14 protein-coding genes are annotated in these 16,969 nt (G+C 59.1%); 11 read left to right on the forward strand and 3 right to left on the reverse strand.

Features of this window, described 5'->3' with window-relative positions; translation table 11 throughout:
* The first annotated feature begins 26 nt into the window (after window positions 1-26).
* From JZX89_RS03800 to JZX89_RS03830, 7 genes are all read left to right on the forward strand, one after another.
* Window positions 27-1,001, forward strand: a complete 975-nt coding sequence (locus JZX89_RS03800; RefSeq protein ID WP_207133130.1) for a sugar-binding transcriptional regulator — start codon at window positions 27-29, stop codon at window positions 999-1,001.
* Entirely contained in the window at window positions 998-1,996 is a 999-nt protein-coding gene (locus JZX89_RS03805) for an aldo/keto reductase (protein ID WP_207133131.1), read from the forward strand. The genes JZX89_RS03800 and JZX89_RS03805 overlap by 4 nt, the downstream gene beginning before the upstream one ends.
* 121 nt (window positions 1,997-2,117) lie before the next feature.
* Window positions 2,118-3,842, forward strand: a complete 1,725-nt coding sequence (locus tag JZX89_RS03810) for a glycerol-3-phosphate dehydrogenase/oxidase (RefSeq protein WP_207133132.1) — start codon at window positions 2,118-2,120, stop codon at window positions 3,840-3,842.
* A gap of 2 nt (window positions 3,843-3,844) precedes the next feature.
* On the forward strand, window positions 3,845-4,687 hold the full coding sequence (locus JZX89_RS03815) for a class I fructose-bisphosphate aldolase (protein ID WP_207133527.1): 843 nt from the start codon (window positions 3,845-3,847) through the stop codon (window positions 4,685-4,687).
* Complete coding sequence (locus tag JZX89_RS03820) at window positions 4,680-6,179, forward strand: FGGY-family carbohydrate kinase (RefSeq protein ID WP_207133133.1); 1,500 nt, start codon at window positions 4,680-4,682, stop codon at window positions 6,177-6,179. Before JZX89_RS03815 ends, JZX89_RS03820 begins: the two co-directional genes overlap by 8 nt.
* Window positions 6,180-6,441: 262 nt before the next feature.
* Window positions 6,442-8,649, forward strand: a complete 2,208-nt coding sequence (locus JZX89_RS03825; RefSeq protein WP_207133134.1) for a methyl-accepting chemotaxis protein — start codon at window positions 6,442-6,444, stop codon at window positions 8,647-8,649.
* Window positions 8,650-8,800: 151 nt separating this feature from the next.
* Entirely contained in the window at window positions 8,801-9,706 is a 906-nt protein-coding gene (locus JZX89_RS03830) for a LysR substrate-binding domain-containing protein (protein WP_046799038.1), read from the forward strand.
* A 58-nt stretch (window positions 9,707-9,764) separates the two neighbouring features.
* Here JZX89_RS03830 and JZX89_RS03835 read toward each other — a convergent pair whose 3' ends face one another.
* Window positions 9,765-10,457: an SDR family NAD(P)-dependent oxidoreductase gene (locus tag JZX89_RS03835; protein ID WP_207133135.1), complete on the reverse strand. Its 693-nt coding sequence runs from the start codon at window positions 10,455-10,457 to the stop codon at window positions 9,765-9,767.
* 10 nt (window positions 10,458-10,467) lie between these two features.
* A complete protein-coding gene (locus JZX89_RS03840) occupies window positions 10,468-11,670 on the reverse strand; it encodes a pyridoxal phosphate-dependent aminotransferase (RefSeq protein ID WP_207133136.1) in 1,203 nt (400 codons plus the stop codon).
* 430 nt (window positions 11,671-12,100) lie between these two features.
* Here JZX89_RS03840 and JZX89_RS03845 point away from each other — a divergent pair, with 430 nt between their 5' ends.
* The 4 genes from JZX89_RS03845 to JZX89_RS03860 are packed head-to-tail and all read left to right on the forward strand — an operon-like array spanning window position 12,101 to window position 16,048.
* On the forward strand, window positions 12,101-13,033 hold the full coding sequence (locus JZX89_RS03845; protein WP_207133137.1) for an ABC transporter permease: 933 nt from the start codon (window positions 12,101-12,103) through the stop codon (window positions 13,031-13,033).
* Window positions 13,030-13,833: an ABC transporter permease gene (locus JZX89_RS03850; RefSeq protein ID WP_153514288.1), complete on the forward strand. Its 804-nt coding sequence runs from the start codon at window positions 13,030-13,032 to the stop codon at window positions 13,831-13,833. The genes JZX89_RS03845 and JZX89_RS03850 overlap by 4 nt, the downstream gene beginning before the upstream one ends.
* Window positions 13,834-13,858: 25 nt before the next feature.
* Window positions 13,859-14,935 carry an ABC transporter substrate-binding protein gene (locus tag JZX89_RS03855; RefSeq protein ID WP_149899643.1) on the forward strand — a complete coding sequence of 359 codons (1,077 nt, stop codon included), beginning with the start codon at window positions 13,859-13,861 and terminating at the stop codon, window positions 14,933-14,935.
* Window positions 14,936-14,944: 9 nt separating this feature from the next.
* Entirely contained in the window at window positions 14,945-16,048 is a 1,104-nt protein-coding gene (locus JZX89_RS03860) for an ABC transporter ATP-binding protein (protein WP_207133138.1), read from the forward strand.
* Between the two features lie 133 nt (window positions 16,049-16,181).
* On the opposite strand, the gene JZX89_RS03865 is transcribed toward JZX89_RS03860, so the two are convergent.
* Entirely contained in the window at window positions 16,182-16,949 is a 768-nt protein-coding gene (locus tag JZX89_RS03865) for a 5-oxoprolinase subunit PxpA (protein WP_207133139.1), read from the reverse strand.
* Window positions 16,950-16,969: the final 20 nt, after the last annotated feature.

The following is a 16,969-nucleotide window of genomic DNA, read 5'->3' on the forward strand; positions in this document are numbered from 1 at the left end:
CCTGTGGTAATTGGAGAGATACGATCATGCTGGATGCCAAGGACGACTTCGATCAACAGAGACAGATGTACTCCGTCCTGGTGCTGCATTTCATCGAAGGTGTGAAGCAGTCGGAGATCGCCGAGCGGCTCAATCTTTCCCATACCAAGGTAAACCGCATGATTGCCGCGGGCCGCAAGGCCGGCATGGTGAAGATCACCATCGCCAGCCCCTATCAGCGGCTGGTGGACCTCGAAAACGAGATCACCCGCCGTTTCGGCCTCAGGCAATCAGTGGTAACGCCGACGGTTTCCGATAATCCCGAAACCGGGTTGCAAATGGTGGGGCGGGTGGCCGCCAACCACTTGCTGGAGACGATCCGGGACGGCGACGTGATCGCGATTACCGGCGGTAAGGCGGTGAGTGCGGTTGTCGATAATCTGGAGGCGGAGCGCCGTTTCGATGTGCGGGTCGTGCCGCTGACCGGCGGTGTGCAGGGTAAGCACTATACGGATGTGAACCATCTCGCCACGCAATTGGCGGAAAAGCTCGGCGGTAGCGCCTCGCTTCTGCATGCGCCGCTGTTTGCCGAAGATGAGGAACAGCGTGATCTGCTGATGAATGTCGCATCGATCCGCGAAGTGTTCGATCTTGCACGGCAGGCGCAGGTGGCGCTGGTCGGCATCGGTTCGGTGGAGGCGCCGGGTTCCGGTTATTACGATCTTCTGCCGGATGTCGCCCGTGGCGGGCAGGCGCTGGTGGATGCGGGTATTGCCGGGGAATTCCTCGCCCATCTCACCATGGCGGACGGGCAGCTGGCGCGGATCGATCTCAATTCGCGGGTCGTGGCGCTGGACCCCCGGCAGCTTGCCCGGTGCCCGAACATCATTGGTGTGGCGGCAGGCGTCATCAAGGCCGGACCGGTGGCGGCCACGCTTGCCGGCCGATATCTGACCTCGCTCGTCGTGGACGAGGCTATCGCCGGCTATTTACTGGATCAGGAAGAAGGGGAAACTTCGTGACGGACAATTCCATATTGACCCGGACGATTGGCGGCAGCGGCATCAGCGCATCGGCCGTTGGGCTGGGGACATGGGCGATCGGCGGCTGGATGTGGGGCGGCACCGACGAACGGCAATCCATCGCCGCCATTCAAGCCTCCATCGATGCGGGCATTTCCCTGATCGATACCGCCCCGGCCTATGGCATGGGGCTTGCGGAAACCATCGTCGGCAAGGCGATTGCCGGCAGGCGCGACAAGGTGGTGCTTGTCACCAAATGCGGGCTTGTCTGGCACGTGAATGAAGGCGCGTATTTCTTCCATCAGGACGGCAAACCCGTTCACCGTTATCTCGGTGCGGCGTCGATCCGGCATGAGGTTGAAGAAAGCCTGAAGCGGCTCGGCACCGATTATATCGACCACTACGTCACCCATTGGCAGGACGCCACGACCCCGATTGCCGAGACGGTGGAAACGCTTGTGCGGCTGAAGGAGGAGGGGAAGATACGCTCGATCGGGGCAAGCAATGTCTCGCCTGGCGATCTTGAGGCCTATATCGCCACCGGTCAGCTGGATGCCATTCAGGAAGAATATTCCATGGTGAAACGCGATATCGAGACGACGCTCCTGCCGCTTTGCCGAAAGAATGCCGTTTCCGTGCTCAGCTATTCGTCGCTGGCGCTCGGTCTGCTGTCGGGCAAGGTCGGGCCTGAACGGGTATTTGCAGAGGATGATCAACGCCATGGTAATGTCCGTTTCAGCCAGTTGAACCGTCAGAAGATCGCCCGGTTGATGGGTGTGCTGGAACCGGTGGCGGCCGGGCATGGGGCCTCGGTCGCGCAGGTGGTGATTGCCTGGACGATTGCTCAGCCAGGCATCACATTTTCACTGTGCGGTGCGCGTGATCCGGCTCAGGCGGTTGAAAACGCCGCGGCCGCCCGCCTGCGCCTCACGGACAGTGAAGTGGCCCTCATCAGCGCCGGCGTCGCCGAGCATCTTGTGGGGCTCGATAGCTGAACACGTAATCGGGACGGGTCTTCCGGCGAATAGCACATAATTTTCGCCGCTCGTCTTTCCTGTCGCTTTAAACGGTCAACAACATTGGGACGCTGGTCATCAGCCAGCGAACGGTATTTCTATGCCCAGTTTTCGCGAGGACGCTCTGCGCCGCATTCGGCAAGACGGTGATTTCGATGCCGTCGTCATTGGCGGCGGCATCAACGGCATCGCCGCCTATCGCGATCTCGCATTGCAGGGGTTGCGGGTGCTGCTGGTCGAGCGAAACGATTTTTCCTCCGGCTGCAGCGCCGCGCCGTCGCGCATGATCCATGGCGGTCTGCGTTATCTCGAAAACGGCGAATTCGGACTCGTGGCGGAATCGCTGCGGGAGCGCGATGCGCTGCTGACGCTCGCGCCGCATATGGTCCATCCGTTGCCGACGACGATCCCGATCTTTTCGACTTTCAGCGGGCTGTTCAACGCGGCGGCGACCTTTTTCGGCTCCGGCGGCAAACCCGCAAGCCGAGGGGCGCTGGCCATCAAGGCGGGCCTCACGCTTTATGATTTCGTCACCCGTAAAAACCGCATCCTGCCCCGCCATGAGTTTCGCAGTGCCGGCAAGACGCTGCAGCACTGGCCGGGCCTGACACCTGACATCAGATATTCGGCTACCTATTACGATGCATGGATAAGCCAGCCCGAACGGCTTGCGCTGGAACTCCTGATTGACACTTCGACCGATGCACCGCAAAGCATTGCGCTCAACTATGTGGAGCTTGTTCGCACTGGAGATGAATATCGTCTCCGGGTGGAGGAAACGGCAGAAATCCTGCCTATCCGGCCCCGGATCATCGTCAATGCCACGGGCGCGTGGATCGACGAGACGATTGGTGCGCTGACGGAAGCTCCGACTGAGGAGAAAGCAAAACCGACCGTTTCCGGCACCAAGGGATCCCATTTGATCCTGGCGAACGAGGCGCTTCTCAAAGCCCTGAACGGGCATATGATTTTTTTCGAGAATGCCGATAACCGCGTCTGTATCCTCTTTCCCTATCTCGGCCGGGTTCTCGCGGGTTCGACCGATATCAAGGTGGATCGTCCCGAGCGGGTGCGATGCGAGCCGGAGGAGCGCGACTATATTCTCGATGCGATCCGACAGGTTTTTCCGGATATCACCATCGACCATTCCGACATCGTCTTCAGTTTCAGCGGCATACGCCCGCTGCCGCGCAGCGATGCCGCCTTTACCGGAAGAATATCGCGCAGCCATTTCATTCACCGCGTTGCGGGCGACCCGCCGCAGCTTTGCATGATCGGCGGCAAGTGGACGACCTTCAGGGCCTTTGGCGAACAGGTGACCGACGAGGTTCTGGCCTTTCTCGGACGCAAGCGGCTGACTGGCACGATGGGTCGCCCAATCGGCGGCGGCAGGAATTTTCCGACCGGTGCCGGACGTCTGCCCGCCTTGCTATCGGAGGAGTTTTCGATCGGCAGGGACCGGGCCGAACATCTGGCATCTGCCTATGGTGCACGCGCGCTTGAATTGATGGGCTTTTGCCGGGGCCGCCCGGATGACACACCGCTTTGCGAAAAACTGCCCGTCACGGCTGGGGAGGTGATCTGGCTGATCCGTTCCGAACATGTCCGGCACCTGACCGACCTCATTCTGCGGCGAACCACGCTTGCCATAACCGGCCGCATCGACGCCGATCTGATCGACGCAATCCTCGGCGTCACGGCACGCGAACTGGGCTGGTCACCCAGCCAGGCGGCAGACGAACGGCAGCGGCTTATCCATGAGCTGGAGACTTTCTACGGGGTCAGTCCGGCAATGCTTCAACACAGATGCAAGGAGAATGCATGATGATGCGGATTTCGAAAAAGGCGCGCATGAACCGGTTGTTCCGCAATGGCGGATGCCTTGATGTGGCCATCGATCATGGGGTTTGCAACGAGCCGAGTTTCCTCATCGGGCTTGAGGATATGCCGCAGACCGTCGAAAAGCTGGTGGAGGCCGGTCCCGACGCCATCCAGATGGTCTACGGGCAGGCCGATCTGTTGCAGCAGATGCCGGAGCGGGACAAGCCGGCCCTCGTCATGCGCATCGATATGGGCAACCCCTATAATTCCACGCGTCACAGAACCATGTGGTCGCAACTCCAGAACTATCACGATCCAATCATCGGCGCGCTGGAAATGGACGCGGCCTGCGTTGTCGTGAACCTGTTCATGCTGCCGGATGAGCCGGAACTGTTTCGCCAATGTGTCGAAAATATCAGCCGTGTGCGGGCCGATTGCCACCGCTTCGGCATGCCACTGATGATCGAGCCGCTGGTAATGCTGCCCAACGATGTGCGCGGAGGCTATCAAGTGGATGGCGATGCCGAAAAGATTGTTACGCTGGTGCGTCTTGCCTCGGAAATGGGTGCCGATATCATCAAGGCTGATCCCACCAGTGATCCGCAGGATTTCCATCGGGTGATCGAGGCGGCGCGTTGCCCGGTGCTGGTGCGTGGCGGCGGGCGAGAGGACTTGCGCAACGTGCTGGCAAAATCGGCGGCTTTGATGGCTCAAGGGGCGAACGGACTGGTTTATGGTCGCAACATCTATCAGCATGACAATCCGAAGGCCGTTGTTGCGGCCCTGATGGCCATCATCCATGAGGGTGCGAGCGGTGAGGAAGCATGGGACATCTATAATCGTGGCTGAGAAAAATCACATATTGGGTCTGGATGTCGGCAACACGGTCATCAAGGCCGTGCTGTTCGACACGGCGGGCCGGCAGGTCGCACAACATGCCATCGACGGCCATTCGACATTTCCACAGCCCGGTTATGTCGAGCGCGATCTTGAAGAATTATGGCGCAATGGCTGCGAGGCGATCCGCCAGCTTCTGGCAAAATCCTCGGTCGATCCCATAAGCATTGTGGCGGTGGGCTGCGCCGGTCACGGCAATGGTCTTTACCTGCTGGACAAGCGGCAACAGCCCTTGCTCGGAATCCAGTCGCTCGACAGCCGGGCCGCCGATATTGCGGCCGAGCTTGACGGGAAAAGCGGAGACTTGCTGCAGGCACGCTGCCTGCAGCGGCCATGGCCCGCGCAAACGCCCAGCCTGCTTGCCTGGGTAAAACGGCATGCGCCTGACATTTATGTACAGACCGGAACGGTGCTGTTCTGCAAGGATTTCGTCAATTTCCGTCTGACGGGCTGCCTTGCCAATGACATATCCGACCTCAGCGGCGCGGGATTGCTTGCCTTCCCCGAAGCCAGGCTCGACCGGGAACTCCTGTCGCTTTATGGCCTTGATGATGCCGTTGCCTTTTTCCCGCGTCTTGTGGAATCGGCTGACATCGTTGGCCGCGTCACAAGCGAGGCTTCAGAAGCAACCGGGCTCTCCGAAGGCACGCCTGTCATTGGCGGGTATTTCGATGTCGTCTCCAGCGCCATGGGGTCGGGTGTCATCAATGCCGGGGAAGCTTCCATCATTGCCGGCACCTGGAGCATCAATCAGGTTTTCGCCGACAAACCGGTCATCAGTCCGGATGTCTTCATGGTGACGACATTCGGCCGGGGCCGCTATGTCAATATCGAATCCAGCGCCACATCCGCCGCCAATCTGGAATGGTACGTGCACCGCGTTCGCGACGACCATGGCGATCATGCCTTCGACCGGTGTAATGACCTCGTCGGCTCGGTTATGCCGCGCGCCGACGATCCGTTCTTTCACCCCTTCATCTTCGGTTCGCGGCTGGGAGCGGAATTTCGCGGCGGCTTTTACGGTCTGGCAGGCTGGCATAGCGAAGGTCATATGTTGCGTGCCCTGTTCGAAGGCGTCTGTTTCGAACATCGTCGCCATATCGGTGTCCTGCGTGAAGCCGGCCTGCCGGTCGAAAATGCCGTGATGTCCGGCGGCGGTTCCCGCAGCCAGCATTGGCCGCAGATCATGGCGGATGTGCTGGAAATTCCCCTGCGTGTCGCCGAAGCCCGCGAGACGGGCGCGCTTGGGGCGGCGATCGGCGCAGCCGTCGCTGTCGGTCTCTATCCCGGTTATGAGGAAGCGGTTGCGGCGATGACGCGCGTGGCGAGCGCCTACGAACCGAATGAGGGCAAAGTCCGGCATTACCGGCAGCGTTATGGTCTCTATACGCAGTTGACCGACCAGTTGCGGGGCTTCTGGAATGCTCTTCGCCTTCAGGAATAAGGATTCCTGGCTTTCCGATTAAGCGGTGCGCAGTCATGCGCACCGCATCGATCTTCGTTAAAATGTCACGTAATACTCTGTATATATTGAAATATTACAATTTAATAATTCACCGTCGCCCCCACAATCAATTTAAAAGCAATATAGAAAGTAATTTTTAAGCATAGTTTTCTAATATTACCTTCTGATCCGGCGACCGAGAGTTGCCGGCGCGCCAGCTGTGGCCCCGGCCATCGCGGCATGGATTTTTGGGGGGTGGGACATGCTGTTTAAATCAACAACGGGGCGGAATATTTTTGCGGTTGCGGCATGCGGGGTGGTCGCGACGGTCGCAGCATCGGCCGTGCTGTTTTATCGATCCTACGAAGATACGCGGGTCAACAGCCTCGAACGTATGCGGCAGATCGCTCATGCAGAAGCTTTGACGGCAGAAAAGAACATTGGCGGCACGCTTCACATCGTGAACAGCCTTGGGTCGGTTCTGGAAACGATGAAGCAATCCGGGGACGCGGATCGCAGTAAGGCCAATCAGCTTATCCGAAACATGCTGGCAGGCAATCCCGAGGTGCTTGGGCTCTGGACGGGATGGGAGCCCAACGCCTTCGACGGCAAGGATGCGGATTTCGTCAATACGGAGGGGCATGATGCCACGGGTCGTTTTGTTCCCTATTGGGTTCGGGGCGGCGATGGCAAAATTAGCAACACCGCATTGACAGACTATGCCACAGCAGGCCCGGGCGACTATTACCAGCAACCCTTCACGCAGAAGAAAACGGTTATTATCGAACCTTATCCTTATGCGATTGACGGCAAGGAGGTTCTCCTCACCTCTATCTCCAAGCCGGTCATTGTGGAGGGTAAACTGTTGGGCGTTGCGGGACTCGACCTCTCACTGCAGGAGACGAGCCAGCAATTGTCGACCGTGCGGCCGATGGGAACAGGCTTCGTGAGCCTTGTCAGTGGTGGCGGCAAGATCATCAGCCATCCGGATGCGGCGATCATGGGAAAAAGCCTTGCGGATGGCGGCGCAGAAACCATGGGGTGGGACACGCTGATCGCAAATCCCGGCGTCGAACAGCAGATGACAGCGCAGGACGGAACGCTCTCCTTCGTTGTCGCATCACCCGTCATGCTGACCGGGGACATGAAATGGTACGCAATCGTCTCGGTGCCGGAAGACACGGTCTTTGCGCAGCTGCACGCGATGATGCGTGATGCTGCCTTGACGATCGTGACGGCAGCGGTCCTTCTGGCGCTGGCGGGCTGGTTTATTGCCCGGCGGTTCATTGGCCGCATCACGAACATTATCGGTGAGACCGCCCAGATCGCACAGGGAAACCTCCAGCTGACGTTGAAGGATATTGCGACCAAGGATGAGATCGGCGATCTGGCTCGCTCGCTGGATGTCCTTCGTGAAAGCAATCGGCAAAAGGCCGCGCTTGAGCAGGAAGCAGAAACCAATCGCACTCTCGGGGAACAGGAGCGCATAACCCGCGAACGCGAGGCCACTGAGGAGGCAGGCAACATCCGGTTTGCCGTCGACAGTCTGGCTTACGCATTGGCAAAACTTGCCGATGGCGACGTGTCGTGCCGTATCAATGAACCCTTTGTCGAACAGCTCGATGCGGTACGCAACGATTTCAACGGCTCCTCCGGAAAGCTGCAGAATGCGCTGCTGCGCGTGTCGGAAAATGCCTCCGGCATCGATTCCGGCGCTCATGAAATCAAGGCGGCGGCCGATGATCTGGCAAGGCGCACAGAGCAGCAGGCAGCTGCCGTGGAAGAAACGGCCGCAGCCCTCGAAGAGATCACGGTCACGGTGAAAGATGCCGCCAGCCGGGCGCATGAGGCGGGTCGACTCGTCTCCCGCACGCGCATCGGCGCCGAACGATCGGGCGAGGTTGTACGTCAGGCGGTCATCGCCATGGAGCGGATCGAGAAATCGTCAAACGAGATTTCCAGCATCATTGGCGTCATTGATGAGATCGCTTTCCAGACCAACCTTCTGGCGCTGAATGCCGGCGTTGAGGCGGCGCGTGCGGGTGACGCGGGCAAGGGTTTTGCCGTGGTGGCGCAGGAAGTGCGTGAACTGGCGCAACGCTCCGCCGGTGCGGCGAAGGAGATCAAGTCGCTGATCACCAAGTCGAACCAGCAGGTGGAGGAGGGCGTGCATCTTGTCGGCGATACCGGCAAGGCACTCGACGTGATTGTCGCCGAGGTGCAGGAGATCAACCAGCACGTGGCCGCGATCGTGGAATCCGCGCAGGAGCAATCGTCCGGCCTCCAGCAGATCAACGTCGCCGTCAATCAGATGGATCAGGACACGCAGAAAAATGCTGCGATGGTCGAGGAAATGACTGCCGCAAGCCACACTCTGGCAGGGGAGGTCGATGCGTTGAACCGGCTGCTCGGCCAGTTCGAACTTGGTTCGGGAACGGACGCTTATCGGGGGTCTCTCAAGGCGGCCTGAATGGCTGCCTGACGGCCCTCTTCACGAGCAGTGTGGATCACTCTCCCCGCCCCGCAATGCGGGCGGGGCCAGGCGGGGAAATGCAAGATGGACATTATCGGCAAATTGCGCATCTTATCCCTGCAAGCAGTAATGGGATAAGCAGCAGCAGATGGATATCAGGCGCCTGAAATCGTTTATAACGATTGTCGATATGGGGAGCATAACAAGAGCGGCGGATGTGTTGCATATCGCCCAGCCGGCGCTGAGCCAACAGCTGGCGAGCATCGAGGAGCATTTCCGCCAGAAACTGCTGACCCGGAGCCAGCAGGGCGTCGTCATGACCGATGCCGGCAAGGTCGTCTACAGGCATGCGCAGGTTATCCTGCGGCAGATGGAGCAGGCGCAGGCGGAAGCGCTGGAGGCTGGTGCGGTCCTGTCCGGCAAGGTATCCGTCGGGCTTGCGCCCTTCAGCAGCGCCGCCACATTGGCGTTGCGTCTGATGGAGGAAACCAAGCGGCTTCATCCCGGCATCCTGCTTCACATCACGGAAAGCGTCAGCCAGCCCTATAGCCAGATGATCATGAATGGTCGTCTGGAGATGGGCTTGATCCACGGCACCGGGCCGATCCGCGGCGTCAAGTTCACGCCGTTATTGCGTGAGGAATTCGTGCTGGTCGTGCATCGCAGCTTCGGCGTGGAGCCCGGCGATGCACCGATCACAGTTGCTGATCTGGCATATTTGCCCTTTCTTCTGCCACCGACCTATAATTTCGTGCGCCGGGCCATCAATCTCGCCTTCACCCGCAGCCGCAAGGATCTGATCGTCATGGCGGAGCTGGAATCGGTAAGGACCATCGCGCGCGGCGTGGATGCCGGACTTGGCGCGACCATAACGCCCAAGGCCATCGCCGACCGTATCGTGGCGGAATCCAATGAGGAAATTGTCGTCCGGCAGATCGCCAGCCCGATGATCGAGGAAACTCTGTCCTTCTGCGTATCGGATAATACGCCGCTCTCCGAGCCTGCGCTTGCCGTGAAGGAAATACTGCTGCAGCTGGCGGAAACCCTGAAATAAAGACGCACCGGCTTGTGATCACGTGCCGGACTGTCTTCCAGTCCGGCACGTGAGAAGATTAAAGCATCGATTCCTTGCGGCAGTTCACCAGCAATTCGGCCACCGAAAGGTTGTTCGGCAGGCGAAGAAGGGTTTCAACCATTTCGGCGAGATCTGCCGGCTGGGTCATATCCTCGCGGGTGACTTCGGTTTCGCCTGATGTCATATCGGTTGCGATATAACCTGGGCAGAGGGCGGTGGCGCGCACACCGCTGTCCCATAATTCCTGGCGGATGCCGTGGGTAAGGGCGACGACGGCGAATTTCGTCATTGCATAACCAACATTCGAGCCGACGCGCCGACCTGCCAGCGAGGCGACATTGATGACCCTGCCCTGTCCGGTCTTTACGAGGTGAGGGATTGCGGCGCGGGTTACCCTGAGCGGACCCTTGACGTTGATGCGCCACATCTGGTCGAGGCTTTCTTCGCCCGTATCCATGATCTTGACTTTGGGATTAATGCCGGCGCAATTCACCAGCCCGTCGATCCGGCCATATCTGGCGGCAACGGCATCAACCCAGGCTTCTGCCGATCCCACCTCTTCCGCATCGTATCGGTCGGCCGAAAGCCCGTCCTTCACGGCAATAGTGGCTGGATTTCGTGCTCCCGCCGCGACGTTGAAACCGGCTTCGTGAAGCCTTGTGGTGATCGCAAGGCCAAGGCCCCGCGATGCACCGGAAACCATGATGACACGGCCACTTCCTCCCAGCATGCTGTTCTCCCTATTTCATTCCATTGCAGAATTCGGCGATGCGGGCGCAGCCTTCGGCGAGGTTCTCCATGCTGGTGGCATAGGAGAGCCGGAAGAAGGGGCTCAAGCCATAGGCCGCGCCCTGCACTGTCGCAACGTGATGTTCGGCGAGTAGCGCCATGACAAAATCGGTATCGTTCTCGATCTTCGTGCCGCCCTTCGTGGTCTTGCCGATCAGCGCCGCAATATTCGGGAAGATATAGAAGGCGCCTTCCGGCTTGTGGCAGCGAAGGCCGTCGATCTCGGCTAGTTTGCCGAGCACGAAGTCGCGGCGCGTCTTGTATATATCGGCGCGCTCTTTCAGCAGATCCTGCGGACCGTCGAGAACCGCAACGGCGGCTGCCTGCACAATGGTGGCGACACCGCCGCTGTTCTGGGTGTTGACGTTGCTGATGGCCTTGATGAGATCTTTCGGGCCGCCGCAGAAACCGAGGCGCCAGCCGGTCATGGCATAGGCTTTAGATGCGCCGTTGACGGTCAGGACCCGGTCATAGAGCCGTGGTTCGACTTCTGCGATGGTGCAGAATTCGAAGTCGTCATAGATCAGGTGCTCATACATGTCGTCGGTCATGATCCAGACATGCGGGTGCCGCAGCATGACCTCGGCGATTTCTTTCATCTCCTCACGGGAGCAGGCGGCACCGGTCGGGTTATTGGGGAAGTTGAAAAGCAGCCATTTGGTTTTCGGGGTAATGGCGGCTTCGAGATCCTCCGCCCGAAGACGAAAACCGTTATTCTCAGGGCAAACTACCGGCACCGGCACAGCGCCGGCAAACTTGACGATATCGGCGTAGCTGATCCAAGACGGCGCGGGAATGACGACTTCATCACCCGGGTCGCAGGTGGCCATGATGGCGTTGAAGATGATCTGCTTGCCGCCGCCCGCCACCAGGATCTGGCTCGGATCGTAGTCAAGATTATTGTCACGCTTGAACTTCCGCTGGATTGCGGCGCGCAAAGCAGGCGTTCCGTCAGCGGGCGGATATTTCGTATCGCCGGCAAGGGCCGCCGCATGCGCCGCCTCGACCGCGTGGGCAGGGGTCGGGAAATCCGGTTCGCCGGAAGACAGGCTGATGACCTTGGTGCCCTGGGCTGCGAGATCGCGGGCTTTCTGGGTCATGGCGAGCGAGGCCGAAACGGTGACGTTGTTGAGACGCTGGGCGATAGTAGGCATGGATGATTTCCGATTATAACGGTGAAGGCAGGCATCGTCGCGACGCCTGTGCATGACAAAGAGGTTACGGGAATTTTCCGCCGTTTCCCCAATACGACTTCGATGTGAGGTCATACGGGATTTTGATGCATCGCTGTCAGGGCGGTCCGGTCCATACTCGTATGCGATGACCTAAGAGCAATAAAATATTATGCAGCCTGTCGGCTTAGCCCCTAAGCTCGGCGTAACAACCAAGGGAACGACGCGTCGGGCAATATTACCCAAAGAGGTAACCGGCGCGAACAAGCAGAAACATGCGACGGGTATCGGCAAAAGACCGGATACCTCGACAGGGAGCACACCCAGCAAATTCTAGTCATAGGGCTTGGACGACCCCGTCGTTCGGCTCAACGCGATGCCTCGTGCCGTATTCAACGCGACGGGAGTATAGATGTCGGATATTGCAATCATGAAACCCCATGCCCCGCCACGCCGTGGAATTTACGGCTGGAAAGCACTCGAGCGACGGCTGTTTTCCCCCGGCATACTCATATTGCCGCTTTTGATCTTTCTGCTGTTCTTTTTCTTCCTTCCGGCCATTCGCCTGATGAGCTTCAGCGTCATGACGCAGAATTCGCAGGGGTTGATCGGTACACCCTTCACGCTTGCCCATTACATCAGGTTTTTCGAGGTCGATCTTTACCAGAAGGTGCTTTGGGCGACGATCCGCATCAGTCTCATCACCTCCATCATCGCCGCGATACTGGCCTATCCGGTTGCGACCGTGCTTGTGCGCGGCAATATCACCACGACCCGCATCATAACGCTGATCGTGATTGCACCGCTGGCCGTCAGCGTTGTGGTTCGCGCCTATGGCTGGCAGCTCATTCTCGGTAATGGCCCGACTGGTCTCTTGAATTACATTCTGATGAATCTCGGCATTATCGACACTCCGCTGACGTTGCTGTTTTCTGATGCTGCCGTCATTATCGGCTCCCTGCACATCTTCTTCCCGATGATGGTGCTGCCGCTGTCCTCCGCGCTTGGCAAGATCGATCCTAACCTCCAACAGGCTGCCCGCACGCTCGGGGCGCCGGCATGGAGAGTGTTCCTGCGGATCACTTTCCCGCTCAGCCTTCCCGGCCTGGTGGCTGGTTTCACGCTGGTCTTCTCTCTGGCTTCGGCATCCTATGTCATTCCCGCTTTGATCGGTGGTCCCGGCTCGCAGATGCTTGGCAACATGGTCGAGCAGCAGGTCCTCGCGGTCTATGACTGGCCGTTCGGCGCCACCATCGCCACCATCCTCGTTTTCATCGTCATTCTGATCAATGCCGTCTCGATGAGGCTGCTCGGCGGGCGTCGTATCAAGGCAAGTGCATCATGAACAACAAGCTGACTGGCACTTCCGCCATCGTTCTTTACGCGATCACCGCCGCCATGATGGTCTTCATTCTGGCCCCGATCGTCCTCGTCGTCGCCATCTCGTTTTCCGACAGTTACTTCGTCACCTTCCCCCCGCAGGGCTTCACCTTCCGCTGGTATGCAATGGTGATGCAGAACGAGGAGTTCACCGCCGGCCTGACATTCAGCGCAGCACTGGCTGTTGCCACCACCATTCTTTCGCTAGCGCTCGGCGTTCCCGCAGCCTTTGCGCTCTCGCGGGGAAAATTCATCGGCCGCTCGGTGATGAAAGGGCTGCTGCTCTCGCCGCTTATCTTCCCCGTGCTGGTGACCGGCCTTGCGCTGCTGCAGCTCTTTTCCGGTTATGGCTGGATGGACACCAAGCTGAAGCTTTTGATTGCTCACACCGTTGTCACGTCGCCCTATGTGATCCGCACGGTGCTGACCAGCCTTCAGCTCGTCAATGTCAGCCTCGAGGAGGCGGCGCGCACGCTTGGCGCCACCCGCTGGAAAACCTTCACGCGGGTGATTTTTCCGCAGATCGCGCCCGGCGTCGCCTCCGGCTCGATCTTCTGCTTCATGGTTTCTTTCGACAATTATCCCGTTTCGATGTGGCTGGCCGATTCCGCGAACCTGCCCGTGCCCATCGTTCTCTATCGCCAGATCGGCACGGTTTTTGATCCTTCGGTCGCGACCATGTCCACCATCATCATCGTTCTGGCGGTTACCGTCGTGCTCGTCCTCGACAGGCTGGTGGGTCTGCGCCGGGCAATGGCAATGTAAATCAACAACAAGAGGGGTACCGGAAATGACAGACAAGACCATCTTCATGAAACGGCGCAGTTTTCTGACCGTCACCGCGGGCGCGCTCGCCACACCCTATTTCTACACCGCGGCCTCCGCACAGGACCGCACCATGTATGTCGGCGTTTACAATTCCGCGCAGGGCGGGCTGATCAAGAAGGAAGTGATCCCGGCCTTCGAAAAGGAATATAAGTGCCGGGTGCTGACGACTGAAGGCGCAACGCTTGCCAACATCGCCACGCTGCGCGCCACCCGCGAAAATCCGCAATATAGCGTGATGTCGATGGATGATGTCGGGGTTCCCCAGGCCAAGGAGGAGGGCCTGATCGAGCAATTGCCGATCGACGAAATCCCAAACCTCAAGAACGTCTATTCCCGCTATCTTTTCGAAGACAATTTTGGCGTCGGGTTTGCGATTTCGATTGCCGGCCTGTTCTACAATCCGACGACGGGCAAGCCGTTCGAAAGCTACGAACAGATGTTCGACAAGAAATATGTCCGCCGCATGCTGCTCAATACGCCGAAGAACACCCAGAGCGTGCTGATGCTGATGGTGGCCGCTGCCCTTGCAACCGGCAAACCGCTGAAAGATGCGCAATACGATACGGATGCGGGCTGGGCGAAACTTGCCGAGCTGAAGCCGAATGTGCTCTCAATCTATGATGCGGAAGCGCAGACGATGATGGTGGCGCAGGGCCAGGCGGATTTTGGCGGTATCGAATATTCCAAGGCGGTTTATCCGCACACCAAGAAGGGCGTGCCGCTGGATATGACCTTCCCGAAGGAAGGCGCGTTCACCGGCATCAATTCCATCGCGCTGGTGAAGGGCGGGCCGCACCGCGATCTAGCGCTTGCCTATATCAACCGCATCCTCGATCCGGGCGTGCAGAAGATGTTGTCGGAAGCCACCCTCAGCGCACCTTCCGTCAAGGGCATCGAGTTTAGCGAGGAAACGGCGAAGTTCCTCGCCTATCCGGAAGCCAAGATGGAATCCCTGAACCTGTTCACGCCGGACTGGAAATATATCATTCCGCGTCGCGCGCAATGGCTCGAAAAATACAACCAGACCTTTAACGGCTGAGGAACGCTAATGAAATCCGTCGAAGTCCGCCTGGAAAGACTGACCAAACACTACAGCGGTCAGGTCGTTGCCGTCGATGATGTTTCACTGACCGTCAAGGCAGGGGAGATTCTCGCGCTTCTCGGTCCGAGCGGATGCGGGAAAACGACCTGCCTGCGCATGATTGCGGGGCTCGTCGATCCCACGTCGGGTGAAATCGTGGTCGGCGGCAAGCCGACCACGCGCACCCCGGTTCATCGCCGTAATGTCGGCATGCTGTTCCAGAACTACGCCCTCTTTCCCCATATGACCGTTGCCGAAAATGTCGCCTTCGGTCTCGAGATGCGGGGTATTTCCAAGGCTGATCGGGAAGGGCGGGTAAAGCAGGCGCTCGATCTCGTTCAGCTGAACACCTTCGGGGACCGGCTGCCGGCACAGCTTTCCGGCGGCCAGCAGCAGCGTGTGGCGCTGGCGCGCGCGCTGGTGATCGAACCTTCGATGCTGCTTCTCGACGAGCCGCTCGGCGCACTCGATAAGGGCCTGAGGGAAAGCATGCAGGTAGAAATCCGCAGCCTGCAGCAACGGCTTGGCCTCACCACCATCATGGTGACGCATGATCAGGACGAGGCCCTGACCATGGCGGACCAGATCGCCGTGATGCGGGACGGTAATCTCGAGCAGATCGCGCCTGCCGGCGAAATCTACCAGAAGCCGCTGACGCGTTTCGTCGCGGGTTTCATCGGCGCCTCGAACTTCTTCGAGGCAAGCGTCAAGGAACGCAACGGCCGCGCCGCGCGGCTTGTGACCGGCTCCGGTGTGTGGCTCGATGTGGATGACATGGGTGCGGTTCAGGGCGAAAAGGTCGTCGTCACGGTTCGCCCCGAGGCCGTTTCGGTTTCGCCGCTTGCGGCCGATGGGGGTGAAAGCCCCGGCAATTCTACCACGGCGCGGGTAGAGCAGGTCGTCTATCGCGGTTTCATGCTGCATTACTATCTGCGTCTGGATAATGGCGAGCCGATGATCGCCTACCGGCAGACCCAGATGGAGGGTTTCACCAATGCCGTCAGTGCGGCCGGCGACCGGGTGAGGTTGAGCTGGACGAGCGACAGCAATCACGTCATCCAGCTGAATTGATATTTTATCGGCCGGATCGATTCAGCGGTCCGGCCGATGAAGAAGACCTGAAAATGTGACGGCACCGCGTCCAGAAATGATGCGCGGTGCCGTATCTGTTTGATTATCAATGATGAGATGAAGCGGATCGCCCTCAGTCGACCACTTCGCACGCCGGCACGACGCTGCCGCCGCATGCTTCCACTTCGCTGCGCACGGTGCGGGCAAGCTCCAGTGAACCGGGCGTGTCGCTGTGGACGAGGATGGATCTGGCGCGAACGGGGATGATCTCGCCTTCGATGGTCGTAACCGTACCTTTTTCCAGAAACTGGCGCACGCGGGCACGCACCTTCGACTCTTCCTTGATGACGGAATTGGGCAGCTTACGCGGCACGAGCTGGCCCTTCACATCATAGGCGCGGTCGGCGAGGAAGAGGTTCAGCACCTTCAGTCCGCAGTCGAGCGCTGCCTTTTCGATCAGCATGTCCGGCATCGAAAAGACGATGAGATCAGGATCGACCGCCCTGATCTTTTTCATGATCCGTGCGGCAAGAGCCGGATCGCGGTTGATCATGTTGCCCATGGCCGCATGGAAGCTGATATGGGAGAGCGCGACCTCCTGCGCCTTCGCAATCGCCGAAAGCGCACCGAGCTGGTAGAGAACCTGCTGTTCCATTTCTTCCGCATCGACGGGTATTTCGCGGCGGCCGAAGCCGAGACGGTCGGCAAGGCCGGGATGCGCGCCAACGCCGACACCGTTCTGTTTGGCCAGACGCACCATGCGCGCCATCATTTCCGGATCGCCGGCATGGAAGCCGCAGGCGATATTCGCCGAAGAGACGACTTCCATAAGTTTCTCGTCGTCGCAGACCTTATAGACGCCGAAACCCTCGCCCATATCGGAATTAACATCGATCTTCATGGTTCGCTCTCCTTGTTCTT

The sequence above is a fragment of the Agrobacterium burrii genome (genome assembly GCF_017313405.1).
GTDB lineage: Bacteria > Pseudomonadota > Alphaproteobacteria > Rhizobiales > Rhizobiaceae > Agrobacterium > Agrobacterium burrii.